Origin of the sequence: Martinezella dioscoreae, from assembly GCF_009176305.1 — a bacterium.
GTDB lineage: Bacteria > Pseudomonadota > Alphaproteobacteria > Rhizobiales > Rhizobiaceae > Rhizobium > Rhizobium dioscoreae.
In genome coordinates this window covers 180,247-206,153 of record NZ_BLAJ01000001.1, presented here as the reverse complement: position 1 = coordinate 206,153, position 25,907 = coordinate 180,247, and the positions used below count along the sequence as shown (strand labels likewise).

At 59.4% G+C, this 25,907-nt stretch carries 20 protein-coding genes and 1 tRNA gene; 15 read left to right on the top strand and 6 right to left on the bottom strand.

Annotated elements, in window-relative coordinates:
- The first annotated feature begins 152 nt into the window (after positions 1-152).
- The gene (locus GDN47_RS00975; RefSeq protein ID WP_152092520.1) at positions 153-1,091 is read left to right on the top strand and encodes a LysR family transcriptional regulator; all 939 of its coding nucleotides are present in this window, start codon (positions 153-155) and stop codon (positions 1,089-1,091) included.
- On the opposite strand, the gene GDN47_RS00970 is transcribed toward GDN47_RS00975, so the two are convergent.
- Positions 1,042-1,776, bottom strand: a complete 735-nt coding sequence (locus GDN47_RS00970) for an SDR family oxidoreductase (protein WP_152092519.1) — start codon at positions 1,774-1,776, stop codon at positions 1,042-1,044. The genes GDN47_RS00975 and GDN47_RS00970 overlap by 50 nt on opposite strands.
- 224 nt (positions 1,777-2,000) lie before the next feature.
- Between GDN47_RS00970 and GDN47_RS00965 the strand changes: the two genes are divergently transcribed.
- Positions 2,001-2,975, top strand: coding sequence for an alpha/beta fold hydrolase (locus GDN47_RS00965; RefSeq protein ID WP_152092518.1), 975 nt, complete (start codon positions 2,001-2,003; stop codon positions 2,973-2,975).
- 3 nt (positions 2,976-2,978) lie between these two features.
- Here the strand turns inward: GDN47_RS00965 and hisN are convergent, their stop codons facing one another.
- From hisN to GDN47_RS00950, 3 genes are all read right to left on the bottom strand, one after another.
- Entirely contained in the window at positions 2,979-3,752 is a 774-nt protein-coding gene (gene hisN / locus GDN47_RS00960) for a histidinol-phosphatase (protein ID WP_152092517.1), read from the bottom strand.
- Between the two features lie 296 nt (positions 3,753-4,048).
- On the bottom strand, positions 4,049-4,501 hold the full coding sequence (locus GDN47_RS00955) for a YcxB family protein (protein WP_152092516.1): 453 nt from the start codon (positions 4,499-4,501) through the stop codon (positions 4,049-4,051).
- A gap of 145 nt (positions 4,502-4,646) precedes the next feature.
- A complete protein-coding gene (locus GDN47_RS00950; RefSeq protein WP_069613332.1) occupies positions 4,647-5,531 on the bottom strand; it encodes an N-formylglutamate amidohydrolase in 885 nt (294 codons plus the stop codon).
- Positions 5,532-5,818: 287 nt separating this feature from the next.
- Between GDN47_RS00950 and cpdR1 the strand changes: the two genes are divergently transcribed.
- Together cpdR1 and GDN47_RS00940 are read left to right on the top strand one after the other, a co-directional pair.
- Complete coding sequence (gene cpdR1, locus GDN47_RS00945) at positions 5,819-6,181, top strand: response regulator CpdR1 (RefSeq protein WP_004117561.1); 363 nt, start codon at positions 5,819-5,821, stop codon at positions 6,179-6,181.
- Positions 6,182-6,265: 84 nt separating this feature from the next.
- A tRNA-Val gene (locus GDN47_RS00940) sits at positions 6,266-6,340 on the top strand.
- A gap of 139 nt (positions 6,341-6,479) precedes the next feature.
- Here the strand turns inward: GDN47_RS00940 and GDN47_RS00935 are convergent.
- Positions 6,480-6,791, bottom strand: coding sequence for a hypothetical protein (locus GDN47_RS00935; RefSeq protein WP_113389199.1), 312 nt, complete (start codon positions 6,789-6,791; stop codon positions 6,480-6,482).
- A 213-nt stretch (positions 6,792-7,004) separates the two neighbouring features.
- Here GDN47_RS00935 and GDN47_RS00930 point away from each other — a divergent pair, with 213 nt between their 5' ends.
- Together GDN47_RS00930 and GDN47_RS00925 are read left to right on the top strand one after the other, a co-directional pair.
- Entirely contained in the window at positions 7,005-7,250 is a 246-nt protein-coding gene (locus GDN47_RS00930) for a hypothetical protein (RefSeq protein WP_069613279.1), read from the top strand.
- Between the two features lie 177 nt (positions 7,251-7,427).
- Positions 7,428-7,898, top strand: coding sequence for a hypothetical protein (locus GDN47_RS00925; protein ID WP_113330505.1), 471 nt, complete (start codon positions 7,428-7,430; stop codon positions 7,896-7,898).
- Between the two features lie 44 nt (positions 7,899-7,942).
- Here the strand turns inward: GDN47_RS00925 and GDN47_RS00920 are convergent, their stop codons facing one another.
- On the bottom strand, positions 7,943-8,194 hold the full coding sequence (locus GDN47_RS00920; protein ID WP_113330506.1) for a hypothetical protein: 252 nt from the start codon (positions 8,192-8,194) through the stop codon (positions 7,943-7,945).
- A gap of 421 nt (positions 8,195-8,615) precedes the next feature.
- Between GDN47_RS00920 and GDN47_RS00915 the strand changes: the two genes are divergently transcribed.
- The 9 genes from GDN47_RS00915 to glgC all read left to right on the top strand — a co-directional run bounded on the left by GDN47_RS00915 (position 8,616) and on the right by glgC (position 25,907).
- Complete coding sequence (locus GDN47_RS00915) at positions 8,616-9,716, top strand: DUF475 domain-containing protein (RefSeq protein ID WP_152092515.1); 1,101 nt, start codon at positions 8,616-8,618, stop codon at positions 9,714-9,716.
- Between the two features lie 297 nt (positions 9,717-10,013).
- Positions 10,014-11,441 carry a mannose-1-phosphate guanylyltransferase/mannose-6-phosphate isomerase gene (locus GDN47_RS00910; protein ID WP_152092514.1) on the top strand — a complete coding sequence of 476 codons (1,428 nt, stop codon included), beginning with the start codon at positions 10,014-10,016 and terminating at the stop codon, positions 11,439-11,441.
- Between the two features lie 183 nt (positions 11,442-11,624).
- Positions 11,625-14,945: a transglutaminase family protein gene (locus tag GDN47_RS00905; protein ID WP_152092513.1), complete on the top strand. Its 3,321-nt coding sequence runs from the start codon at positions 11,625-11,627 to the stop codon at positions 14,943-14,945.
- Between the two features lie 13 nt (positions 14,946-14,958).
- Complete coding sequence (locus GDN47_RS00900; RefSeq protein ID WP_113354984.1) at positions 14,959-17,376, top strand: circularly permuted type 2 ATP-grasp protein; 2,418 nt, start codon at positions 14,959-14,961, stop codon at positions 17,374-17,376.
- Between the two features lie 4 nt (positions 17,377-17,380).
- Positions 17,381-18,259, top strand: coding sequence for a transglutaminase family protein (locus tag GDN47_RS00895; RefSeq protein WP_113330511.1), 879 nt, complete (start codon positions 17,381-17,383; stop codon positions 18,257-18,259).
- A 148-nt stretch (positions 18,260-18,407) separates the two neighbouring features.
- Complete coding sequence (locus tag GDN47_RS00890) at positions 18,408-19,655, top strand: vWA domain-containing protein (RefSeq protein ID WP_233789742.1); 1,248 nt, start codon at positions 18,408-18,410, stop codon at positions 19,653-19,655.
- Between the two features lie 296 nt (positions 19,656-19,951).
- Positions 19,952-22,414, top strand: a complete 2,463-nt coding sequence (locus GDN47_RS00885; RefSeq protein ID WP_152092511.1) for a glycogen/starch/alpha-glucan phosphorylase — start codon at positions 19,952-19,954, stop codon at positions 22,412-22,414.
- Positions 22,411-24,618, top strand: a complete 2,208-nt coding sequence (gene glgB, locus GDN47_RS00880) for a 1,4-alpha-glucan branching protein GlgB (RefSeq protein ID WP_152092510.1) — start codon at positions 22,411-22,413, stop codon at positions 24,616-24,618. Before GDN47_RS00885 ends, glgB begins: the two co-directional genes overlap by 4 nt.
- Positions 24,619-24,644: 26 nt before the next feature.
- Positions 24,645-25,907: a glucose-1-phosphate adenylyltransferase gene (glgC, locus tag GDN47_RS00875; RefSeq protein ID WP_113330514.1), complete on the top strand. Its 1,263-nt coding sequence runs from the start codon at positions 24,645-24,647 to the stop codon at positions 25,905-25,907.

Sequence of the window (25,907 nt, the reverse complement as noted above, 5' to 3'; positions counted from 1 at the left end):
GCAGCAGGACTTTCCGAGAGCACAATAAACTGCGGATACCGACTGCCATCCCGTGGTGCATTGACGTCGATATAACGGATATGGCAGCCTGACGAGTATTGAGCGCCGTCTCCTTATTCGAGGGCGCCTTCACATTGGTTCGGCACGGCTCGATGCACCCCCGATTACTCAAGACATTCCTGGCGGTCGCGCGGAACCGGAATTTCACCCGTGCAGCCGAAGAGGTCCATCTCGCGCAATCGAGCGTAAGCGATCAGATCCAGTCGCTCGAGGCTGAATTGGGCACTGCGCTTTTTATCCGGTCGAGATCGGGCCTGGAGCTGACGGCAGCTGGCGAGGCACTGAAACCCTATGCCGAGGAATTACTGGCAATCGCCTACGAGGCGCGCGCTGCCGTTGAAGCAGTCTCCGCAGCTGCGGCTGGCAAGGTGACGATCGGCGCGCTAGAGACCATTGCCTCCATGAAGCTTCCGCAATGGCTGCCGACCCTTCGGCGCGATCATCACGATATCGATCTGCGTGTTACGATCGCGGGCAGCGGCGATCTATTGCGCAAGCTTGAAGCCGGTGAGATCGACGTCGCCTTCTGCTTTGACAGGGGCGAGGTCGATGAACGCCTCGCAAAGCGAGTGATATCGACGGAGCCGCTGATCCTCATCACCCCTTCCGCACCGGAGGCGTCATCAAAGACGAGCGATCTGGCGGCACTCGCTTCGATGAACTTCGTAGCAACCGAAGACGGCTGCATCTACCGGCACCTGTTCGACAAGGCATTCGAGGCAGCAGGGACGGCAGCACCGAAGCTCGCCGCCGAAGTCGGCAGCATCGGCACCATTGCGCGGCTCGTGGCAGCCGGTACGGGCTCGAGCCTTGTTCCTCGGTTTGCCGTCGCCGACGCACTCCATCGTGGCGAAATCGACGAAATGCCCTGGCCGGGGCCAATGCGGACAGCCTCGCTTGTGATGATCTGGCGGCGCAGGCGTGTTCAGCCGCCGGCTTTGAAGCTGTTCCTGGCTTTCGCAAGCGCCGGCTTTGCGTCCACTAGATCAGCCGATGCCCGCCCTCGACATGCAGTATCGTCCCTGTTGTGAAGGCGTTACCCATCAGGAAGCTGATAGCATCGGCGATGTCTTCCGGTTGTCCCACTCGTCCGACTAACAGCCGCTTTGCCATCGCGCCCAATGCTTCCTCTTTCCGATCACCGGCAACGAACGTCCAGATGGGCGTATCGACCCAGCCAGGTGAAACGGCGTTCACACGAATGGGCGCCAACTCGACGGCGAGTGCGCGAACCAGCCCTTCCAGACCAGCATTGACGGCAGCGACCACCGACCCTCGTGCAGCCGGGCGATAAGCAGCAATGCCTGACGTGAACGTGATGGAGCCAGCGGCAGAGAGTAAGGGCGACCCATATTTCGCAAGCAGCAGCGGACCGTAGAATTTACTGTCCACGACCCTCTGCGCAGCCCTGAGGTCCAATGAAGGCAGCAACTCATAAGCGCCCTCGATATCGGCGGCAGTGCTTACGATATGGTCCAGCCGCCCGATGCGCTCAAACAGATCGGCCACTTGGCTTTCTTGCGCGACATCGGCCGTCTCAATGGAAACCAATGGGCTTTGAAGTTCCGTGCAAGCGCGCTTGAGCTTATGCGCGTTCCGTCCAGCGATGATGACCTCGGCCCCGGCTGCGAGCGCGCGGTGCGCCAGCGCCAACCCCATTCCGGAGCTGCCGCCGACAATAAGAATTCTTGAATCTGCAATTTCAGTGATTGCCATATCTTCCATTCCAGCAGGTGATGACCACGGCCGAACATTCGCAAAGCTGCGCAAGAAGATGAAACGGAGAAAAACGATAGCGTCATCGGAATCGCCGATGGAAGAGTATCGTCTTGAGAAGCGCGGAATTCTATTGCCGGAACCGCTAACAAACCTGTTGCAATTCCACGAGGCTGCGCTATCCCCTTGGGATGAGCCATTGGTCAGCGAGGCGCGACACCGTCATGGATTCGGTCCTCTATTCCACAGCAGATAATCCGGTGCCGGAAAACCGCACCGAAGGCTTCTTCGAAAGTTTTGACGGCCGCAAGCTGCGCTATGCCGTCTTCCGCTGCGAGCAGCCGGTTGCCAAGGGAACCGTTGTTCTGCTGCAGGGCCGCAACGAGTTCATCGAAAAATATTTCGAGACGATCCGCGACCTCACAGCCAAGGGTCTGTGGGTCGCAACCTTCGACCTGCGCGGCCAGGGTGGATCCGAGCGGCTGCTGAAGGACCCTTTGCGCGGCCATATCCGCCATTTTTCCGATTACGAGCGGGATTTGACCGCCTTCCTCGACAAGATCGTCCTGCCGGATACGCGCCTGCCTTTCTTTCTCCTCGCTCATTCGACGGGCGCACTGATTGCGCTCTCAGCAGCGCCGAGGCTTGCAAGCCGCGTCGAGCGCATGGTGCTGTCGGCTCCCTTCATCGGCTTGACCGGCCATGGCGCCTCCCCTGGTTTTATCCGCTTTCTGTCTAGCGCGGTCAGCGGTGTCGGCCTAGGCCGGATGCAGTTCAGCAAGAAGTTCAAGGAAAGGCCATTTGCTGAAAACCCGTTAACGACGGACGAGCAGCGCTACCGCCGCAACATCGGCATCGGCACCACCTACCCGCAGCTTTGTCTCGGGCCGCCGACGGCACGATGGCTGTCGCAGGCCCTGCGGGCGATCGAACTGGTCAACAGGCCCGAACACCTGTTTTCAATTCAGGTCCCCACTGTCTTGATCGCGCCGACGCGCGACGGCGTGGTGCCCTATGCCGATCAGGAGCGGCTGTCGCGCTATTTCCGCGCCGCACAGCTCGTTCCAATTCACGGCGCCAAGCATGAAATCCTGCAGGAACGGGATATCTATCGCAACCAGGCACTTGCCGCGATCCACGCCTTCATCCCTGGCAGCGACGCCGAGAGCAATGCCTATGAGATCGAAGCGCAAGCTTGATTCTCAGCGGGACAGGACGGCCAAAGCCTGCTCGTAAACGGCTCGGCTGCCGGCCGCGATGATTGTTCCGCCCATTTCCGACCGGCCGCCTTCCCAGGTGGTCATAATGCCGCCGGCCTGCTCGATGACTGGAATGATGCCGCCGACATCATAGGGCTTCAGCGAATTCTCGATGACGAGATCGATATGGCCGGCCGCTAGCAGCGCATAGGCATAGCAATCGCAGCCGTAGCGGAAGAGCCGGACCTGGCTTTCGATCTCGCGATATTTGGCAAGCTCGTCGCCGACGAAGAGATGCGGCGAGGTGGTGAAGAGGATGGCATTCGAGAGGCTGCCGCAATCGCGGACCTGCAGCCGCCTTTCACCATCAGGACCGGAATAGGTAGCACCATTGCTATCGGCAAAATAGCGCTCGCCGGTAAAGGGCTGGTCGATCAGGCCCATGACGGCGCGGCCGTTCTTCTGCAGGCCGATCAGTGTTCCCCAGACCGGGACGCCTGAGATGAAGGCGCGCGTGCCGTCGATCGGATCAATGACCCAGACATGCTCTCGATCGAGCCCGACATTGCCATGCTCCTCGCCGAGAATGCCATGTTCCGGAAATTCGGCTTCGATCAATGCGCGAATCGCCTGTTCGGCCGCACGGTCCCCTTCCGTCACGGGATCAAAGCCCTTGGCTTCCTTGTTGACCACATCGATGCCGGCACGAAAGCGCGGCAGGGTTTCGGCCTTGGCCGCTTCGGCCAGACGATAGAAGAACGAGCGATCGGGAAGCATGGTGAATCCGGATAAGTGACGGGATGGCGATGTCATAACGCATATAAGTCGTGAAGCAAACCGGATGATGACGCACTAGGCGCAATGCCCGCGGATCAGGCAGGATTTTTAAGTTTGCCTAAATATTTTGCACTGCAATAAAGTGCTTGACATTTGTGCAGCGCAGCAGCAATATCCTCATGCAGTCTTCCGACTGTAAATACCCTCCTTGGGTGTTTCCTCCCTAGACTTAGCCGCGCCACGAGCGCGGTTCTTTTTTGCCTGGCCGACCTATTTTGCAAGGGAATCCGCATTCACTACGGTACTGTGGAAGGCACCTTCGATTTCACAAAATCGAGATCATTGCTGTCTGCCGTCTGAGTGGGCAGCGTCATGAACTGGTTGATGGCTGTAAATATCATCCAATAGGTCGGCCGCTGCCAGATTTCGGTAACGGTGGACCAGGGAACGTTGGCCGCCCCCAACTCGGACGCCACGTCAAATCCATCATCATGAAAAGCAAACACCGCCTGTCGTGTCGACATTTTGCGGAACTTTCCAACCGTATTGCGGTAATGCGCGATCCATAAGACGATAATCATAGCCGGGCAGAGAAGAACGAGGCTGCCGAAGACGCCGGTCAGCCATCCGGTACCATCACTCCAAAGCTGCCAAAGAAAAAGCAGGATTATTGCAATTTCAGCGACCCAGAGGCGCTGATTGACAATCAGCCGCCGCCAGACAAAGGCCGTCACGGCATCGCGTACCATTTCTTCCGTGTAGGTGACAGTGATAGTCCGATGCATCGCCCACCCACTACGCACAGCCTATCGGCAGCTTCGAATTCCGACGTCGCCCATAAAGAGATTTTGCCTGGCCGCGCGTCAATTCGGCAAACTCAATGACGACAAACGGTCACTCCGCCGCCAGCGCCGGATCGCCCGTATAGGATTCCACATGCTCCGCCATGCGCTTCATGAAGAGCGTGATGGCGGCGGCGACCTTGTCGAAATCCGGACGCTTCTCGAGCGTTGTCTCGTCGACATAGAGAGAGCGATTGACCTCGATTTGCAGGGCATGCAGCCCGCGGGATGGGCGGCCGTAATGTTCGGTGATGAAGCCGCCTGCATAAGGCTTGTTGCGCACAGCGTTGAAGCCGAGCTCCTCGAGAATCTGCATGGCCGCGCGCGAAAGCTCGGCGGAGGCGCTGGTGCCGTAGCGATCGCCGAGGATGAAATCCGGCCGCATGTTGCTGCCGGCGATACGGATATTGCCCGGCATGGAATGACAATCGACCAGCACGCCGAAGCCGAATTTGACATGGGTGCGCGCGATCAGTCGCCGCAGCGTGGCGTGGTAAGGCTTGTAGATCGTGTCGATGCGCTTCAGCGCATCTTCTACCGGGACGCGGCGCGCATAGATCTCCATGTTCTCGGCGACGATTCGCGGGATCGTGCCAAGACCGCCGGCGACCCGCAGCGAATTGATGTTCGCATAGGATGGTAGTGCACCGTCGAACATGCGCGGATCAAGCTCATAGGGCTCGCGATTCACGTCGATATAGGCGCGCGGAAAATTGGCAAACAGCAGCGGCGCACCGAGAGAGCTTGCCGCCGAAAAAAGCTCGTCGACATAATGATCCTCGGAGCGGCGGATGGCGATGCCCTGCAGGCGGGACTGGGCGACGAAATCGGGGGGATAGATGCGACCACTATGAGGCGAGCTGTAGACAAACGGTATCGTCTGGGAGGCTGGCTCCAATACCTCGAAAATCTCGAAACTGCGCATTTCTGCGGACATCAACGTCTTTACCATGTCAACAACTTGTCGCAGTAATCATGTTGCCAGTTGCATGACCGCAAGTCCATAGTAACTTGAGCGAAATGGCCTTAATCCAAAACACCGTATTCGGAATCTCGGAAGCCCGATTAGCGAAAACGCAGGACGTTTTCGTGGAATCTACCTATGCTTCGAACAAATGCTGGAATGGCGCGTTTTGGCTGACCATTCACGGCTTGTTTACGGCGTCGCGGTACCCTAAACGCTGGACGAGTCCAACAAGACAAAGTTGATTAGCGATAGAGATGATGACCCAGAAGATACTTCTTGCCGAAGACGACAACGACATGCGTCGCTTTCTCGTGAAGGCACTCGAAAAAGCCGGCTACAAGGTCTTGTCCTTTGACAATGGAGCCAGCGCTTACGATCGGCTGCGCGAAGAGCCGTTCTCGCTGCTTTTGACTGACATCGTTATGCCCGAGATGGACGGCATCGAGCTGGCGCGGCGCGCCACCGAGCTCGATCCCGACCTGAAGGTGATGTTCATCACCGGCTTTGCCGCCGTCGCTTTGAACCCCGATTCGAAGGCGCCGAAGGATGCCAAGGTCCTTTCCAAGCCTTTCCACCTCCGCGAGCTGGTCGACGAGGTCAACAAACTCCTTGCTGCGTAAGGCTTTCGGCGGCCCAGTCACAAAACCGAAAAAAAGCCTATTGACGGCGACCAAGGTTTTGTGATCTATGCGCCGCCATCGGATGGGCGTGTAGCTCAGCGGGAGAGCACTACGTTGACATCGTAGGGGTCACAAGTTCGATCCTTGTCACGCCCACCATCCTAATTCGCTGAAAAGCAAGGCCTTTCGAGAAATCGAAAGGCCTTTTTCATTTCCTGTCGTTTGGCTACATCTGCGCATGTCGCGGAAGTTTTGCATGGGCAAAGTGTTTCGCCAGGCCGCGGCCGTTTGTCGACCGTCAGCGATCCAGAATATGCCGCAGCACCGCCGTCGTCGGGTAGGCATAGACGCCACGATCGACGAAGCCCTGGCGGTAGAGGCAATCCCTGAGAGCCAGCCAGTAGAGTGTGCTGTTCGCATCCGGCGATCCACGCCGCCAGGAATAGGCTTCGGGCTCGCAATGATTGAGAGCCCTGTCATATCTTGCCAGCACCACTGGATCGCTGTCGGCGCGAATGCCGCCATAGTAGGTCTGGTAATTCGAAGGCGCCTCACCGGCAGAGACGCATGCCAGGCTCAAAATCGCTCCCAGCGCTAACATCATTCTCATGTGCTTCGATCTCCAACTAGTCGCGTCCCGAAAAATTCGAGCGCAGGTCGAGAATAGTAGTCTTTTGAAAGATAGCCAATCACATGCTGCTGTTCGCTGCGATTGCGAGTTGAACGGAGCCTGCGACACAAGTTCCCGCCACAAGCCGCTTGACTTCCGGCCGCGCCGTCATCCTACTGTCATATCAGCGCATCGATCATACGGGAGGACGAGATGACGGTGGTGAAGCGGCAGTTCTACAAGAACCACAAGCCCAACGGCGATGAATATATGTTTCACCTCGCCCGCGACACCGAAAGCGGCGAGGTCTACGTCATCCGTCAGGCGGATTATGTCGTCGACGGCGGCAGCGAGAAGAGCATGACCCTTTATGAATTCCTGGCCGGTGGCGGCAATCGCCAGAATGCCCTGCTACAGTTGATCGGCTCGCTCGTTCCGGAATCGGCGCAGCAACATTAACGCACTTCGCGCAGGGACCGCGGATGGCCTTGCAATAGCGAGATGTGTGACGTCAAACGCTGAAGCGCCCAGTGTGAATCCGAGCGATTTCAGCGGGTTTCGGGTTTGCGCCCCGCTTCGGGTTGACTGCCACATTTGGATCGGCGAATTTGCTGGGGCTTGAAAGGAGCCCCACTTATGAGATTCGCAGGCATTGCTTTTGGATTGACCATCTTGGCCGCAACCTCGGCCGGCGCAGTGGATGATTTCCCATCGAAAGGCGTCACCGTCGTTAGTGGAAAATGCTCCAAGCTCGTGGTCGGCAAGCTCGATGCCTCCAAGGGATGCAAGGCCGAAATCGCCAGCGTCACCGGCCCCGATGGATCCGTGACCTTCATCTTCACGTCCGGCGGCAAGATGCTCGGCTTCCAAGGCAACGGCAAGGGCATCAAGGCAGGCAGCCAGAAGGGGACGGCGCAATTGCCGATCGACGTCATCTCGACCGGTGCCGGCGGCAAGATATCGGGCCAGGTCGAAGCCAGGGGCACTTGCACCTTCGCCAATCCCTATGCCGGCAAGCCGATCGCCATCGAATGCTCGGCAAAATCGACCGAGATGAGCTTCAACGGCAGTTTTACTTCCGACGGCAAGACGCCTCGACACAAGTAGCGGTCATTCGCCGCGCTGCCACCGTCCGAGCTCCAACACTCGAATTAATGCCGCGGCGTGGTCTTTTGCTTCCGACCATGATTGGCATCGGCCGGCGCCTCGCGCGACAGGTCTGCGCCGTTGACGTGTGCAGGAACGTGCACATCCTCGTGGGTGACGGGATGCAGGGTAAGATCCACCTGATGCGGCGGCAGGACCTGAGCTTGGCGTAGCGTATTCGGCCGTGCCTTTTTCTGTCGTTCCGTCAGTTCCGGTTTTTGCGTTTGCGACTTGGGGTGGATGGGTGTCGGGCTCATCGGAGCTTCTCCTGTCTGTCGCTGTTGTCGGGATAATGATCCGCCTGAGGTTTTGAAGCGGCGGGGCGGCACAAGGCCGCTTGAAGGGCAAACGCGGCCCTCCCTGTTTGGTTCCTCGAATTCTCAATTATCAAGGGCAGTTGCTGTCGCCACGATTTCAACTCTTGACCTGCATCGCAACTTCACTAACTATGAAGCATCTCCGCGCCTCCCTGACATCGGCGACGGATTGAACTTTGGTGCCGGGCCCCTCTGGCGAGAGTTTTCACGGCGCTCTCGCGATGTCGGTACCGCCTGCAGATGAGCCGGCGGACTTCGTTTCCATGATCAGCTTGACCATGCCTGACCCGCATGCCGTCTTCGGTATGCGGCTATGCGCGCAATCCGGACAGATTCACTCCCTTTGCGGCGAGGCGCGCACATGAAATCGCCCGCAGCCTCAAAATCCGTCCTTGGCTATTTCAGCTGGGCTTTTGCCGTAACCGTCGGCGGCCTTGCTCTTGGTGCGCTATTGGGTTGGAACACCACCGGCACTTTCAGCGGCCTCGCTACAGCCTTCTTCATCTGTGCCGTCCTGGCTGTGCTGGAAATCTCGCTTTCCTTCGACAATGCCATTGTCAATGCCAACAAGCTCAAAGAGATGACGCCGATCTGGCAACATCGGTTTCTGACCTGGGGCATCATCATCGCCGTCTTCGGCATGCGGATCATCTTTCCGCTGGCGATCGTCGCCATCGCCGCCTGGATCAATCCATGGGAAGCGTTGCAACTCGCCGCCACCAGACCTGAGCAATATGCAGAGATCATGCAGGCGGCACATCTGCCGATCGCCGCCTTCGGCGGCACCTTCCTGATGATGGTGGGCCTGACCTATTTCTTCAATCACGAAAAGGACGTGCACTGGATCAGCTTCATCGAGAAGCGGATGGCGCATTTCGCCACCGTCAAGGGCGTGGAGATCGCCTTCGTGCTGATCATGGTCCTCATCTTCACCTCCGTGCTTGACGGTGACGACGCCACGACCTTCCTGCACGCCTCGATCTACGGCCTCCTCACCTTCCTGCTCGTGGAGGTTCTGGCCGGCTTTCTGGATGCCTCGCAAAGAACGATGAGCGCGGCGGCAAAGGGTGGATTCGGCGCTTTCCTCTATCTCGAAATCCTCGACGCCAGCTTCTCCTTCGACGGCGTCATCGGCGCCTTCGCTCTTACCCAGAACCTCTTCATCATCGCGATCGGCCTCGGCATCGGCGCCATGTACGTCCGCTCCATGACGATCATGCTGGTGGAAAAAGGCACGCTCGCCCACTATCGCTACCTCGAACATGGCGCCTTCTACGCCATACTGATCCTCTCGGTGATCATGTACGTGCAGACGCTGACGCATATCCCGGAAGTCATCACCGGCCTTGGCGGCGCGGCCCTGATCGGCATCTCGCTCTGGTCCTCGATCCGGTACAACAGGCGCAATGGTCTCGACCATACGCCAGTGCACGATGAAGAGCACGACAGGGCGGAAGCTTGATCTCCGACATAATGACGATCATCACCATAGCCTCGCTGGCCTATGGCGGATCCTGAGGGCAGAATCGTACTTATCGATTCTGCCTCTCCCCCCTTTCGGAAAGGCGCGTGCAGCGGACTTTCATCGGGATTTCCGCGCTAAGATCGCCGAATGTTTACGCTACTGGCATATTAGCGCTAGCGTTTTGCCAAAAAATATCGCAATGGCGATTGACGTTGTCGAAGGAGCACGGCGGAAAGCGCAACGGTTGCGCTCTCGATGCCGGCTCTCGTTTGAAGTGTCCAGGAGAGGCAGAGTATGGCAGCAAAGATCGTTCCGGTGATCATGGCAGGTGGCAAGGGTACGCGGCTATGGCCGCTGTCGCGCGCTTCCGCTCCAAAGCAATTCATCCAATTCATCGGCGACAAGACGCTGTTCCAGAACACTTTGGAGCGGGTGGCCGATCCCGAGCTCTATGAAGCGCCGATCGTCCTGACCAATGAGGAATTCCGTTTCCTCGTCGCAGAGCAGGCCCGCGAACTCGACCTGAAACTGGCCGCCGTGCTGCTGGAGCCCATCGCCCGCAATACTGCCGCTGCCGTTGCCGCCGCCGCTGCGCTCGTTACCGAGCTCTTCGGCAAGGACGCGATCATGCATGTCCTCGGCTCCGATTACGAGATCGATGCCAACACTATCTATTATGATTGCGTGCGCCTGGCCCGCGACACGGCACTGCAGGGCAAGCTCGTCACCTTCGGCATCAAGCCGACGGAACCGGCGACCGGCTATGGTTATATCGAAACCGGCAAGGCGCTCTCGACCGGCGCCCATGCCGTCAAGCGTTTTGTCGAGAAGCCTGCCTTGGACAAGGCTCAGGAGATGGTTGCCAGTGGTCAATTCTACTGGAACTCCGGCATGTTCATGTTCTCGGCCTCCCAGCTTCTCGCCGAGATCAGGGAATTTGCGCCCGACGTCGAAAAGGCTGCCAGCAAGGCCGTCTCGAAATCGACGCGCGATCTCGATTTTACCCGCCTCGACGCCGACAATTTCTCCAAGAGCCCGGACATCTCCATCGACTACGCTCTGATGGAAAAGACGGCTAACGCCGCCGTCGTTCCCTCGCCCTTCACCTGGTCCGATCTCGGCAGCTGGGATGCGGTCTGGAAAGTCGGCAGCCGCGACGAAAGCGGCAACGTGTCGGCGGGCGCCACGACGCTGGTCAACACCAAGAATTCGCTCGTCATGTCGCATAGCCTGCACGTTGCGGTGCAGGGCCTTGAGGACGTCGCCGTCATCGCCAGCGAAGACGCCGTCTATGTCGGCCACCTCAAGGATAGCCAGGAAGTCGGCAAGCTCGTCAAGCTGCTGGCGAGCGAGAAAAAGACCGCGAAGCTCACCGAAACGCACCCCACCTCTTACCGCCCCTGGGGCGGCTATACCTCCGTGCTGAACGGTGAGCGCTTCCAGGTGAAGCGCATCTTCGTGCTGCCGGGCAAGAAGCTGTCGCTGCAGAAGCATCACCATCGCTCCGAGCATTGGATCGTCGTCAAGGGCACGGCCGAAGTGACGGTCGGCGAGAACGTGCAGATGCTCCGCGAAAACGAATCGATCTATATCCCGCTCGGCGAAGTGCATCGCCTGGCCAACCCGGGCAAGATCCTGCTGGAGCTCATCGAAGTGCAGACCGGCTCTTATCTCGGCGAAGACGATATCATCCGCCTTGTCGACGAGTTCGGCAGAAGCTGAGCGCAGGCAAACAGATCAAGATTTCAGAACGGCGGGCAAAAGCTCGCCGTTTTTGTTTTGGGGTTACATGGTAGGACTTTCCGAAGCGCCGGGAGACACCTTGCTTTCTTTCGCTGCATTGCACACACTGCTCCAAGGGAACAGCAATCACCGCACAATGATGCGGGCTAGGCGAAGAGACATATGGCGATCAAGGCGAGCATCTATCATCTCACCCATTACAAATACGACAATCCGGTCCGCCTCGGCCCCCAGATCATCCGCCTGAAACCCGCCTCGCATTCCAAGACGCGCGTGCTCAGCCATTCGCTGAAAGTCACGCCGTCAAACCATTTCGTCAATCTGCAGCAAGACCCATACGGCAACTATCTCGCCCGCTTCGTCTTTCCCGATCCGGTCACCGAGCTGAAGATCGAGGTCGATCTCATCGCTGACATGACAGTCTACAATCCCTTCGACTTCTTCGTCGAAGAGGAAGCCACCAAATGGCCCTTCGACTATCCCGAGACAATACGCGAGGATCTGTCGATCTACATGAAGCCGGAAGAACCCGGTCCCCGGCTGAAAGCCTTCCTCGCCACGCTCGACCGCTCAGAGCAAAAGACCGTCGACATGGTCGTCGGCCTTAATACGCGCCTGCAGCAGGAAATCGGCTATGTCATCCGCATGGAAGCCGGCGTCCAGACGCCTGAGGAAACATTGGAAAAGGCGAAAGGCTCCTGTCGCGATACGAGCTGGCTACTGGTGCAGGTGCTGCGCCACCTCGGCCTCGCCGCCCGCTTCGTCTCTGGCTACCTCATCCAGCTCACGCCGGACCTGAAGGCGCTCGACGGCCCTTCCGGTACCGAAGTCGATTTCACCGACCTGCATGCCTGGGCGGAAGTCTATCTTCCCGGCGCCGGCTGGGTGGGCCTCGATCCGACCTCGGGCCTTCTGACGGGCGAGAGCCATATTCCGCTGGCCGCCACGCCGCATTACCGCAATGCCGCGCCGATCTCGGGCGGCTATTTCGGCGAAGCCAAGACCGAATTCGATTTCGACATGAAGGTCGCCCGCGTCGCCGAGCATCCGCGCATCACCAAGCCCTTCTCGGACGAAAGCTGGGACGCATTGAATGCGCTTGGTGAAGAGGTCGACGCGATCCTGAAGGAAGACGACGTACGCCTGACCATGGGCGGCGAGCCGACCTTCGTGTCGATCGACGATTTCCAGTCCGACGAATGGAACACAGCCGCCGTCGGCCCGACCAAGCGTGAGAAAGCCGATACGCTGATCCGGCGCCTGCGGGAGCGCTTCGCGCCGAACGGCTTCCTGCATTATGGCCAGGGCAAGTGGTATCCCGGCGAAAGCCTGCCGCGCTGGACCTTCTCGCTCTACTGGCGGCGCGACGGCCGGCCAATCTGGTCGAACCCGGATCTAATTGCCAATGAGGGCCGCAACTACAGCGTCACCGAAGACGATGCCGGCCGACTGCTGACGGCCATTGCCGGCGAACTCGACATAGAGCCGGACTATGTTGCCCCTGCGTTCGAGGACCCCGCCGAATGGCTGGTCAAGGAAGCGAACCTGCCCGAAAATGTCGATCCATCCAATTCGAAACTGAAGGATCCGGAACAGCGTTCACGCATGGCCCGCGTCTTCGAACGTGGACTGACGCGGCCCACGGGCTATGTCCTTCCCATACAGGCATGGAATGCGCGCGCCAGCGGCCGCCGCTGGACGAGCGAGAAATGGCGTACGCGCCGCGGCCGCATCTTCCTGACGCCGGGCGACAGCCCGGTCGGCTATCGCCTGCCGCTGAACTCGCTTGGCTGGATACCGGCATCGCAATATCCCTACATCAACCCGATGGACCCGACGATCCCGCGCGAAGCGCTGCCGGATTACAATGAAGACAAGGGCCGGCCGCTGCAGGCTGCCCATTTCCAGCCTTTCACCGGCCAGCAGCCGATCATGCCGCAATCCCTCGATGAGATCGGGGGCTATGTGCGCACCGCCATCAGCGTCGAGCCGCGCGACGGGCGCCTCTGCATCTTCATGCCACCGACGGTCAGCGTAGAGGATTACCTCGATCTCGTTGCCTCAGCCGAACGGGCAGCCGCAGCCCTGAACCTGCCGGTTCACATCGAGGGCTATCCGCCGCCGCAGGATGAGCGCATCAACGTCATCCGCGTTGCGCCCGATCCCGGCGTTATCGAAGTCAACATCCATCCGGCATCGAGCTGGAAGGAAGCCGTCGATATCACCACGGCGGTTTACGAGGAGGCACGCGCCAGCCGGCTCGGCACCGACAAGTTCATGATCGACGGCCGCCACACCGGCACCGGCGGCGGCAACCATGTCGTTGTGGGTGGCCGCAATACCATGGATAGCCCCTTCCTGCGCCGTCCCGACCTGTTGAAGAGCCTGGTGCTGCACTGGCAGCGCCATCCCTCGCTCTCCTACCTCTTCTCCGGCATGTTCATCGGCCCGACCAGCCAGGCGCCGCGTATCGACGAGGCCCGTCACGACAGTCTCTACGAATTGGAAATCGCGCTGGCGCAGGTGCCGGCGCCCGGTCGCGGCATCCAGCCGCTTCCCTGGCTGGTCGATCGCCTTTTCCGCAATCTTCTCACCGACGTCACCGGCAACACGCACCGCTCGGAAATCTGCATCGACAAACTGTTTTCGCCTGATGGACCGACGGGACGCCTCGGCCTAGTCGAATTCCGCGGCTTCGAAATGCCGCCCAATGCCCGCATGAGCCTTGCCCAGCAATTGCTGGTGCGCGCGCTGATCGCCCGCTTCTGGCGCAATCCCATCGACGGAAGGTTCGTGCGCTGGGGCACGACGCTGCATGATCGCTTCATGCTGCCGCATTATATCTGGCAGGATTTCCTCGACGTCCTCGCCGATCTGCGCGAAAACGGTTTCGACCTCAGACCGGAATGGTTCCAGGCGCAACTCGAATTCCGTTTCCCCTTCTGCGGCGAAGTCGAATACGAGGGCAGCAAGCTGGAACTGCGTCAGGCACTGGAGCCCTGGCATGTGCTCGGCGAAGAAGGCGCGATCGGCGGCACCGTGCGCTATGTCGATTCGTCGGTCGAGCGTCTGCAGGTGCGGTTCGAAACCGCCAATCCCTCCCGCTATACGGTAACCTGCAATGGCCGTCCTGTACCGCTGACGCCGACGGGAATGGCAGGCGTCTCGGTCGCCGGCGTGCGTTACAAGGCATGGCATCCAGCCTCAGGCTTGCACCCGGTTTTGCCCATCGATACGCCGCTGACCTTCGATATCTACGATACATGGTCGCGCCGCTCGATCGGCGGCTGCATCTACCATGTTGCCCATCCGGGCGGCCGCAACTACGACACCTTCCCCGTCAATGGCAATGAGGCGGAAGCGCGACGTCTTGCGCGTTTCGAGCCTTGGGGGCATACAGCAGGTGGCTATGCCGTAAGACCGGAGACTGCATCGGTGGAATTCCCGCTGACGCTCGACCTCAGGCGTCCGGCAGGAATTTGAGACGGAACTGAGCATGGGTAGAAAACCGGCGACGGAACGGCGGGATGAGGCAAAGACCGGCACTGCCAAGGCGCCGGCCTTTGCCTATCGTCCCCTGCCCGGTGTGGCCGACGAAATGGTCGACAATACCGGCGCGGTCCGCCCAGTCTGGCAAAACTTCCTCTCGGCGCTGACGCGTATGACGGAAGAGGGATTGACCGAGCGCTTCGCCCGCGCCGACCGCTATTTGCGCGACGCCGGCGTCTTCTATCGCGCCTATGGAACGGCGGGCGTCAGCGAACGCAACTGGCCGATCTCCCATATCCCAGTGCTCATCGACGAGCGCGAATGGCAGGCGCTCTCCGAAGGCTTGCAACAGCGCGCCGATCTCTTGGAATCGATCATCGCCGATATCTATGGTGACAGCCGGCTGGTGAGCGAAGGGCTGCTGCCGCCAGCCTTGATTGCCGCCAATCCGGAATTCCTGCGTCCGCTTGTCGGCGTGAAGCCTGCAAGCGGCCATTATCTGCATTTCCTGGCTTTCGAGGTCGGCCGCGGTCCTGATGGCAACTGGTGGGTACTGGCCGACCGCGCACAGGCGCCATCCGGCGCCGGCTTCGCTCTCGAAACTCGTGTCGCTACCACCCGTGCCTTTTCCGATATCTATGCCGAAACCAAGGTCCATCGTCTTGCCTCCTTCTTCGGTGCCTTTCGCGATGCGCTTCTTGGCGGCAAGCGCGGAGCCGAAGGACGTGTCGCCGTCCTGACGCCGGGGCCTGCCAACGAGACCTATTACGAGCACGCCTATATCGCCCGCTATCTCGGCTTCATGCTGCTGGAGGGCGAGGATATCACGGTCGTCAACGATCAGCTGATGGTGCGCACCGTCGCGGGGCTGCGACCGATCAGTGTCCTCTGGCGCCGCCTCGATGCCTCCTATGCCGATCCATTGGAACTCAACCAGCATTCCCATATCGGCACGCCGGGCATGGTCGAGGCTCTGCGGGCGCAGACGGTGACCATCGTCAATGCGCTCGGCTCCGGCATTCTCGAGACGCGCGCCCTTCTCGCCTTCATGCCGACCATCTGTCGGCATCTGCGTGGTGAGGAATTGAAGCTGCCGTCGATCGCCACTTGGTGGTGCGGCCAGAAGGCCGAGCGCGAGCATGTCGCCGCCAACATCGAGAAGATGGTCATCGGCCCGGCCTATTCCTGCATGCCCTTCTTCGATGACAACGGCCAGTCGGTGCTGGGCTCGACACTGCGCAGCACTGCCCGCGATTCGATTGCGGATTGGCTGGCAACCGAAGGTCAAAAATTGGTTGGCCAGGAGGTCGTGACACTTTCGACGACGCCGGCCTGGGTCAACGGCAGGCTGACGCCGCGACCGATGAGCCTGCGTGTCTTCGCGGCCCGCACGGAAAACGGCTGGCAGATCATGCCGGGCGGCTTTGCCCGCATCGGCAGCGGCGACGATGTCGCGGCGATCGCCATGCAGGCGGGCGGCTCGGCGGCCGATGTCTGGATCGTCTCCGACAAGCCCGTCGAGGCGCACACGCTTCTGCCGGCCGAAGAAACTTTCACCCGCAACATGCCGGGCAGCCTGCCGAGCCGGGCGGCCGACAACCTTTTCTGGCTCGGCCGCTATATCGAGCGCGCTGAAGGGGCGTTGCGCATCCTGCGCGCCTGGCATGGCCGTTTTGCCGAGGCGGCCGATCCCAACCAGCCGCTGCTTGCCGATGTCAGCGCCTATCTTGCCGCCATCGACATCGATACCAAGCAGGCGGTGCCGGAAACCCTGCTGCGCAACATCGACAGCGCCGTCTATTCGGCAAGCAATATTCGCGATCGCTTCTCTCCCGACGGCTGGCTGGCGCTGAACGATCTCGCCAAGACGGCACGCCGCTTCAAGGAAGGGGTGAAACCTGGCGACGATGCCAGCCATGCCATGACGATCCTGCTACGCAAGCTCGCGGGCTTTGCCGGTCTCGTGCACGAAAACATGTACCGCTTCACCGGCTGGCGCTTCCTGTCGCTCGGCCGCTATATCGAGCGCGGCCTGCACATGACACGGCTGCTCGGCCATATGTCCGGCCCCGATGCGCCCGACGGCGCGCTCGACATGCTGCTTGAAATCGGCGACAGCGTCATGACCCATCGTCGCCGCTACAACGTCAATACCGCTCGGCTGACAGTGACGGACCTGCTCGCACTCGATCCGCTCAACCCGCGCTCGATTCTCTTCCAGATGAACGAGATCCACCGCGAGGTCGAACAGCTCCCGAACGCTTACGTCAACGGCCAGATGTCGCCTTTCTTCCGCGAGGCCATGCGCCTGCATTCAGGGTTGGCTGTCATGACGCCCGAAGCGATGACGGTCGAAGTCTACCAGCAGCTGGCGCGCGAACTGGAGCGGCTGTCCGACCTGCTGGCACGCACCTATCTCGGATGACGTAATGCTCTACGATCTCTCGCTTCACATGGGCTACATCTACGACGTGCCGGCAAGCGGCGCGCGGCATATATTGCGCGTCATGCCGCTCTCACTGCCCAATCGGCAGAGGCTGATCGCCGGCTCGGTAAAGATAACCCCGGGTCCGGACGAGCAATCCAACTTCACGGATTTCTTCCAGCATCCGGCGACCTCGATCCTGGTTCGCGATCCGCATGAAAGGCTCGACATCCGCATGCAGGCGCGCGTTCAGGTGGAAAGCCAGCCCGTCGGGGCCGACTTCTCGCCGCTGCTGGCCAAGTTGCCGGAAGAGATCGAAGACTGCTGGTCGATCGACCCGTCTTCACCCCACCATTTCCTCGGCAGCAGCCCGCGCCTGCCGGAGACGGGCGAAATCACCGATTACGCCAGGCAATGGAAATCGACCAAACTGACGACACTGCAGATTGCGCATGCGGTCTGCGCGCAGATCCACAAGGACTTCACCTACGATCCCAAGGCGACAACGGTCGATACCACCCCCAAGGAGGCATTTCGCCTCAAGCGCGGGGTCTGCCAGGATTTTTCCCATGTGATGATCATCGCGCTCCGCAGCCTCGGTATCCCTGCCGGCTATGTCAGCGGCTTCTTGCGCACCATTCCGCCGCCCGGCAAGGAAAGACTGGAAGGCGCCGACGCCATGCACGCCTGGGTGCGCGTCTGGTGCGGTGAGACGGCAGGCTGGATCGAGCTCGATCCGACCAACAATATTCCCGCCGGCACGGATCACATCGTCGTTGCCTATGGTCGCGATTATTCGGACGTTGCCCCCGTTATCGGCGTACTGAAGAGCTACGGCAATCAGAAAGCCGTTCAGGCGGTAGATGTCGTTCCACTAAAATAGAATATACTTAAAGTAGTAAAAATTTGAAGCAAATCGCGCCAGATTATGTAGTTTGTTAAAAATCAACTGACCGCTTAAACCTTCAACTCATATTTGTAATTGATAGTCACGCCGTTCTTGAGAATCTAACTCTTTCCAATAGGCGGACATGATGATTGCCGGCTCCGATATACTTTGGGCATTTAAACAACTTCTACGTGATCGAGCCGGAAATTTTGGCATCCTAACGGCGATTGCCGTGCCCGTGCTGGCTGTGACGGGAGGTGTAGCAGTCGATGTCACGAACATGTCGCTGACACGCAGCCAGCTTCAGGAATCAACGGACGCCGCCGCGCTCGCTACGGCAACCGCGCTTGCGGACGGCAGTGCGACCACCACGACCGCCAAGGATCTCGCCAACAATTTTGTTCTCGGCCAAATGTCGAACTATCTCGCCGGTGATACGGATGCTACGAATTCACTGAAAGCGGGCACCAGCACGACGGTAACAAAAACGACCGACTCCTCCGGGAATTCGGGTTACACGGTCGTTGTAAATGCATCCTATTCGATGTCCGTGAACAGCATGACCCGCCTGACGGGGCAGAGTTCCCTGAACATTTCTGCGTCCAGCACGTCAACCAGCGGAAAGACTACCGAAACCCAGCAGAATGCGCTGTCGATGTATTTTGTTCTGGACCGCTCCGGATCCATGGATGAAGCCACGGACACGGTCAATACCCAGCAGCCGACCACGACATATACCTATAGCTGCTTGAAGACGAATGCGAACGGCCGACAGGTGTGGAGTACGTGCACCGGCACCAAGACGAATTACTACACCAAAATGGAATCGCTGAAGATTGCCACGTCCAATCTGGCTGCACAGCTAAACAGTGCCGACCCGAACATGATGTACGTTCGAACAGGCGCGGACTCCTATAACAATGTCGCTCAGACACCTACGGCCCTGGCTTGGGGTACGAGCGGCATCACGACGTATGTCAACAATCTGACTTCGAGCGGCTCCACGAATTCGGCCCCCGCGTTTACGGCCGCTGTCGACGCATTGACGAAATCGTCCCCGACGTCAGGACTGACATATGAGCAGCTCCAACATAAGGACAAGAGCGGCGTCCTGAACCCGACCATGTACATCGTATTCATGACCGACGGAGAAAACAACGTGACAAATGCGGACACGGATACCAAAGCACAATGCGACAAGGCGCGCAGCAACGGCATCCACGTGTACACGATTGCCTTCATGGCACCGGAGAATGGCCAGGCCTTGCTGAAGTATTGCGCTACTTCAGCCTCCGACTACTTTACGCCCCAAAGCGCTGCGGATCTCTTCAAGGCATTTACGACAATCGCCACGGAAACATCGAAGCAGATGACGCTGCTGACGAAGTGATCTCGCTGGCAATAGCGCCAAGCAACCATAGATAGACAGCAAAGAAAAAGCCGCGCGATGCGAGTATCGCGCGGCTTTTCGTTTGATCGATGCGCGAATAAAAGCCCGAAACATCATCGGAATCAAGTCTTTTCCGATCCATGGCAAACCTTTGGCGGCATTTTTCGCATCCGCCCAACTCGCTTGTTGCAACTGCTTTACATCGGTGCGTAAACTGATAGTGACACGGAAAGGCAAATCGATTTAATTGAGCGTAACACGCTGAATATAAATCATAAATGGCGAGAGTTGATAGTATGAATAACTTGACGAAGGCCGATCTCCCCGTTCCAGCCCCGCGCAGTTCCCGCCCCGAAATCCTTGCCGAAGAAATCATCGAGCGCTTGACGTACCGCATCGGCAAGGATGCGAAGGTCGCCAAGCCGCACGACTGGCTGACGGCAACGATCCTTGTCATCCGCGACCGCGTCATCGACAAATGGATCGAATCCACCCGAAAAGCCTATCAGACGGGTGCCAAGCGCGTTTACTATCTGTCTCTCGAATTCCTCATCGGCCGCCTGATGCGCGACGCTATCTCCAATCTGGGCCTGATGGAGGAAATCACCAACGCTCTCGCTTCGCTGGGCGTCGATATTCGTGTCATCGCCGGCCTTGAGCCCGACGCAGCTCTCGGCAATGGCGGCCTTGGCCGTCTTGCCGCCTGCTTCATGGAATCCATGGCAACCGTCGATGTGCCGGCCTATGGCTATGGCATTCGTTACGTGCATGGTCTCTTCCGTCAGCAGATGGCCGATGGCTGGCAAGTGGAATTGCCCGAAACCTGGCTGGCGCACGGCAACCCATGGGAATTCGAACGCCAGGAAAGCTCCTATGAAATCGGCTTCGGCGGTGCTGTCGAGACCATCGGCGGTCACGACGATCAGCCGCGTTACGTCTGGAAGCCGGCCGAGCGCGTCATCGCCACGGCATTCGACACGCCCGTCGTCGGCTGGCGCGGCAAGCGCGTCAACACGCTACGCCTCTGGTCGGCGCAACCGATCGACCCGATCCTGCTTGATGCCTTCAACGCCGGCGACCACATCGGCGCGCTACGCGAAAGCAACAAGGCCGAAAGCCTGACCCGCGTTCTCTATCCCGCCGATGCGACGCCGGCCGGTCAGGAACTGCGCCTGCGCCAGGAATTCTTCTTCTCGTCGGCCTCGCTGCAGGACATCCTGCGCCGCCACCTGCAGCAATATGACGACCTGACCAATCTCGCCGACAAGGTTGCGATCCAGCTGAATGACACGCATCCGGCCGTCTCCGTCACGGAAATGATGCGCCTGCTGATCGATGTCCACGGCTTCGATTTCGACAAGGCCTGGGATATCACCAGAAACACCTTTGGCTACACCAACCACACCCTGCTGCCGGAAGCGCTCGAAAGCTGGCCCGTACCGCTGTTCGAGCGGCTTTTGCCGCGGCACATGCAGATCGTCTACGCCATCAACGCCAAGGTTCTGGTGGAAGCGCGCAAGCTGCGCAATTTCAGCGACACCGAAATCCGCTCGATCTCGCTGATCGACGAGAATGGTGATCGCCGCGTGCGCATGGGCAATCTCGCCTTCGTCGGCTCGCATTCGATCAACGGCGTTTCCGCGCTTCATACCGACTTGATGAAGGTCACGGTCTTCGCCGACCTGCACAAGCTCTATCCCGATCGCATCAACAATAAGACGAACGGCATCACACCGCGGCGCTGGCTGATGCAATGCAATCCCGGGCTGACCAATCTCGTACGCGAAACTATCGGCGACGCCTTCCTCGACGATGCGGAACAGCTGAAGCCGCTGGATCAGTTCGCCCACGACAGCGCCTTCCAGGAGAAGTTCGCCGCCGTCAAGCGTGCCAACAAGGTGCAGCTCTCCAACCTCGTCGCCAGCCGCATGGGCATCAAGCTCGATCCGAACGCGATGTTCGATATCCAGATCAAGCGCATCCATGAATACAAGCGCCAGCTCCTGAACGTCATTGAGGCAGTGGCACTTTACGACCAGATCCGCTCGCATCCGGAACTTGACTGGCAGCCGCGCGTCAAGCTCTTTGCCGGCAAGGCGGCGCCGAGCTATCACAACGCGAAGCTCATCATCAAGCTGATCAACGACGTCGCCCGCGTCATCAACAACGATCCGTCCGTACGCGGCCTCCTGAAGGTCGTCTTCGTGCCGAACTACAACGTCTCGCTGGCAGAAGTCATGGTTCCGGCCGCCGACCTTTCGGAGCAGATTTCGACCGCCGGCATGGAAGCCTCCGGCACCGGCAACATGAAATTCGGCCTCAACGGCGCGTTGACCATCGGCACGCTTGACGGCGCCAATGTCGAAATGCGCGACAATGTCGGCGAGGACAATATCGTCATCTTCGGACTGCGGGCCGACGAGGTCGCGAACCTGCGCAGCGACGGTCACAATCCGCGCGCCATTATCGAGCGCTCGCGCGAATTGGCTCAAGCACTTTCGGCCATTGCCTCCGGCGTCTTCTCTCCCGACGATCGCAACCGCTACGCCAGCCTGATCGACGGCATCTATAGCCACGACTGGTTCATGGTCGCTGCCGATTTCGACGCCTACGCCTCGGCACAGCGCGAAGTCGATATTCTCTGGGCCAACCCGTCGGAGTGGTACGCAAAGACAATCAACAATACCGCTCGCATGGGCTGGTTCTCCTCCGACCGGACGATCCGTCAATACGCCAAGGAAATCTGGAGAGCCGGATGAAAAAGCCGAAAAAAACCGCTGACGCCACGAGCTCGAGCGATATTTCGGCAGAGGATATTGCTGCAATTCTCGCAGGCACCCATTCCGATCCGTTCGCCGTTCTCGGCGTTCACAAGACGGATGACGGCTATGTGGCCCGCTGTTTCATCCTTGGCGCGGAAACCGTCACCGCCACGGCACTCGACGGTTCCGTCATCGGCGAGCTCGCATGCCTCGATCCGGCAGGCTTCTTTTCCGGCGACGTCAAGCTCGCCAAGCAGCAACCGGTCCGCTATCGCGCACGGCGCGGCGATGCAGAATGGGCGGTAACCGATCCCTATAGCTTCGGTCCAGTTCTCGGGCCGATGGACGATTATTTTGCCCGCCAGGGCACGCATCTGCGCCTGTTCGACAAGATGGGCGCCCATCCCCTGAAGCACGAGGGCGTGCAGGGCTTTCATTTCGCTGTGTGGGCGCCAAATGCGCAGCGCGTTTCCGTCGTCGGCGATTTCAACAATTGGGATGGCCGCCGGCACGTCATGCGTTTCCGTGCCGACAGCGGCATCTGGGAGATATTCGCCCCGGATGTGCCAGCCGGGGTCGCCTACAAGTTTGAGATCCGTGGCCATGATGGCGTCTTGCTGCCGCTGAAGGCCGATCCCTTTGCCCGACGCAGCGAGCTGCGTCCGAAGACGGCTTCGGTCACCGCCAACGAACTGCTTCAGGTCTGGGACGATTCGGCGCATCGCGAACATTGGGCAAGCGTCGACCAGCGCCGCCAGCCGATCTCCATCTACGAGGTACATGCCGGCTCCTGGCAGCGCCGCGACGACGGTTCGATGCTGTCGTGGGACGAGCTTGCCTCGCGCCTCATCCCCTATTGCGTCGACATGGGCTTCACCCATATCGAATTCCTGCCGATCACCGAACACCCCTACGATCCATCCTGGGGTTATCAGACCACGGGTCTTTACGCCCCAACGGCCCGCTTTGGCGAACCGGAAGGATTTGCCCGTTTCGTCAACGGCTGCCACAAGGTCGGCATCGGCGTTATCCTCGACTGGGTGCCGGCGCATTTCCCGACGGACGAACATGGCCTGCGCTGGTTCGATGGAACCGCCCTCTACGAGCATGAGGACCCGCGCAAGGGTTTTCACCCCGACTGGAACACGGCGATCTACAATTTCGGCCGCACCGAGGTTCTCGCCTATCTGCTGAACAACGCGCTCTACTGGGCAGAAAAATACCACCTGGACGGTTTGCGCGTGGATGCCGTCGCCTCCATGCTCTACCTCGACTATTCCCGCAAGCATGGCGAATGGATCCCAAACGAATATGGCGGCAACGAAAATCTCGAAGCCGTCCGCTTCCTGCAGTCGGTGAATACCCGGATCTATGGTGCGCATCCCGGTGTCATGACCATCGCAGAGGAATCGACCTCCTGGCCAAAAGTATCCCAGCCGGTTCATGAAGGCGGCCTCGGCTTCGGCTTCAAGTGGAACATGGGCTTCATGCACGACACGCTGAGCTATCTCGCCCGCGAGCCCGTGCACCGCAAATATCACCACAACGAGCTGACCTTCGGCCTGATCTACGCCTTCTCGGAAAACTTCGTCCTGCCGCTCTCGCATGATGAAGTCGTCCACGGCAAGGGATCACTGATCGCCAAGATGTCCGGCGACGACTGGCAGAAATTCGCCAATCTGCGTGCCTATTATGCCTTCATGTGGGGCTATCCCGGCAAGAAGCTGCTGTTCATGGGCCAGGAATTCGCACAATGGAGCGAATGGAGCGAGGAGCGTGCCCTGGACTGGAATCTGCTGCAGTACCGCATGCATGAAGGCATGCGCCGCCTCGTTCGCGATCTCAATTTCACCTATCGCAGCAAGCCGGCACTCCACGCCCGCGACTGCGAGGGCGAGGGTTTCGAATGGCTTGTTGTCGACGATTTCGAAAACTCGGTCTTTGCATGGCTCCGCAAGGCGCCGGGCGAAAAGCCGGTTGCCGTCATCACCAATTTCACGCCAATCTATCGAGAGAATTACACTTTGCGTCTGCCGGCTGAGGGGCGGTGGCGCGAGATATTGAATACCGATGCCGACATCTACGGCGGCAGCGGCAAGGGGAATGGCGGGCGTGTCCAGGCCGTCAATGCAGGCGGAGGCGTACATGCGATCATAACGCTGCCTCCGCTGGCGACCATCATGCTCGAACCGGAATTCTGAGATCACTACGGACAGGGAGGAATAAAATGGTAGAAAAACGTTTCCAGCCGCTGGCGCGCGATGCCATGGCCTACGTTCTTGCCGGGGGCCGCGGCAGCCGCCTGAAAGAACTGACCGACCGCCGTGCCAAGCCAGCCGTCTATTTCGGCGGCAAGACCCGGATCATCGATTTCGCGCTGTCAAACGCGCTCAATTCCGGCATCCGCCGCATCGGCGTCGCGACGCAATACAAGGCCCATTCGCTGATCCGCCACATGCAGCGCGGCTGGAACTTCTTTCGTCCCGAACGAAACGAAAGCTTCGATATCCTGCCGGCCTCGCAGCGCGTTTCCGAAACGCAGTGGTACGAGGGCACCGCGGACGCCGTCTATCAGAACATCGACATCATCGAGCCCTATGGTCCGGAATACATGGTCATCCTCGCCGGCGACCACATCTACAAGATGGACTATGAATGGATGCTGCAGCAACATGTCGATTCCGGCGCTGATGTCACCATCGGCTGCCTGGAAGTGCCGCGTATGGAAGCTGTCGGCTTTGGCGTCATGCACGTCGACGACAAGGATCAGATCATCGACTTCGTCGAGAAGCCGGCCGATCCGCCAGGCATCCCCGGCAATCCGGATTTCGCGCTCGCCTCGATGGGCATCTACGTCTTCCACACGAAATTCCTGATCGAATGCCTGAAGCGCGATGCGGCCGACCCGAATTCCAGCCGCGACTTCGGCAAGGACATCATTCCCCATATCGTCAAGAACGGCAAAGCCATCGCTCACCGCTTCACGCAATCCTGCGTTCGCTCCGATTTCGAGCGCGAGGCCTATTGGCGGGACGTCGGAACGGTAGACGCCTATTGGCAGGCCAATATCGACCTGACCGCTGTGGTGCCGGAGCTCGACATCTACGACAAATCCTGGCCGATCTGGACCTATGCCGAAATCACGCCGCCGGCCAAATTCGTTCATGACGACGAAGATCGCCGCGGCTCCGCCATCTCCTCCGTCATTGCCGGCGATTGCATCATTTCCGGCGCGAGCCTCTACAACAGCCTGCTCTTCACCGGTGTCCGCGCCAATTCCTACTCCAAGCTGGAAGGTGCCGTCGTGCTGCCGAGTGTCAAGATCGGCCGCCGCGCGCAGCTGAAGAATGTCGTCATCGACCATGGCGTCACCATTCCCGAAGGTCTGATAGTCGGTGAGGATCCGGAACTCGATGCCAAGCGTTTCCGCCGCACGGAAAGCGGCATCTGCCTTATCACCCAATCGATGATCGACAAGCTGGATTTGTAA

Excerpts from the sequence above, each read along its gene's own strand:
- GDN47_RS00975 (WP_152092520.1), top strand. The coding sequence starts at position 153 with ATGCACCCCCGATTACTCAAGACATTCCTGGCGGTCGCGCGGAACCGG.
- GDN47_RS00970 (WP_152092519.1), bottom strand. The coding sequence starts at position 1,776 with ATGGCAATCACTGAAATTGCAGATTCAAGAATTCTTATTGTCGGCGGC.
- GDN47_RS00965 (WP_152092518.1), top strand. The coding sequence starts at position 2,001 with ATGGATTCGGTCCTCTATTCCACAGCAGATAATCCGGTGCCGGAAAAC.
- hisN (WP_152092517.1), bottom strand. The coding sequence starts at position 3,752 with ATGCTTCCCGATCGCTCGTTCTTCTATCGTCTGGCCGAAGCGGCCAAG.
- GDN47_RS00955 (WP_152092516.1), bottom strand. The coding sequence starts at position 4,501 with ATGGTACGCGATGCCGTGACGGCCTTTGTCTGGCGGCGGCTGATTGTC.
- GDN47_RS00950 (WP_069613332.1), bottom strand. The coding sequence starts at position 5,531 with ATGTCCGCAGAAATGCGCAGTTTCGAGATTTTCGAGGTATTGGAGCCA.
- cpdR1 (WP_004117561.1), top strand. The coding sequence starts at position 5,819 with ATGACCCAGAAGATACTTCTTGCCGAAGACGACAACGACATGCGTCGC.
- GDN47_RS00935 (WP_113389199.1), bottom strand. The coding sequence starts at position 6,791 with ATGAGAATGATGTTAGCGCTGGGAGCGATTTTGAGCCTGGCATGCGTC.
- GDN47_RS00930 (WP_069613279.1), top strand. The coding sequence starts at position 7,005 with ATGACGGTGGTGAAGCGGCAGTTCTACAAGAACCACAAGCCCAACGGC.
- GDN47_RS00925 (WP_113330505.1), top strand. The coding sequence starts at position 7,428 with ATGAGATTCGCAGGCATTGCTTTTGGATTGACCATCTTGGCCGCAACC.
- GDN47_RS00920 (WP_113330506.1), bottom strand. The coding sequence starts at position 8,194 with ATGAGCCCGACACCCATCCACCCCAAGTCGCAAACGCAAAAACCGGAA.
- GDN47_RS00915 (WP_152092515.1), top strand. The coding sequence starts at position 8,616 with ATGAAATCGCCCGCAGCCTCAAAATCCGTCCTTGGCTATTTCAGCTGG.
- GDN47_RS00910 (WP_152092514.1), top strand. The coding sequence starts at position 10,014 with ATGGCAGCAAAGATCGTTCCGGTGATCATGGCAGGTGGCAAGGGTACG.
- GDN47_RS00905 (WP_152092513.1), top strand. The coding sequence starts at position 11,625 with ATGGCGATCAAGGCGAGCATCTATCATCTCACCCATTACAAATACGAC.
- GDN47_RS00900 (WP_113354984.1), top strand. The coding sequence starts at position 14,959 with ATGGGTAGAAAACCGGCGACGGAACGGCGGGATGAGGCAAAGACCGGC.
- GDN47_RS00895 (WP_113330511.1), top strand. The coding sequence starts at position 17,381 with ATGCTCTACGATCTCTCGCTTCACATGGGCTACATCTACGACGTGCCG.
- GDN47_RS00890 (WP_233789742.1), top strand. The coding sequence starts at position 18,408 with ATGATGATTGCCGGCTCCGATATACTTTGGGCATTTAAACAACTTCTA.
- GDN47_RS00885 (WP_152092511.1), top strand. The coding sequence starts at position 19,952 with ATGAATAACTTGACGAAGGCCGATCTCCCCGTTCCAGCCCCGCGCAGT.
- glgB (WP_152092510.1), top strand. The coding sequence starts at position 22,411 with ATGAAAAAGCCGAAAAAAACCGCTGACGCCACGAGCTCGAGCGATATT.
- glgC (WP_113330514.1), top strand. The coding sequence starts at position 24,645 with ATGGTAGAAAAACGTTTCCAGCCGCTGGCGCGCGATGCCATGGCCTAC.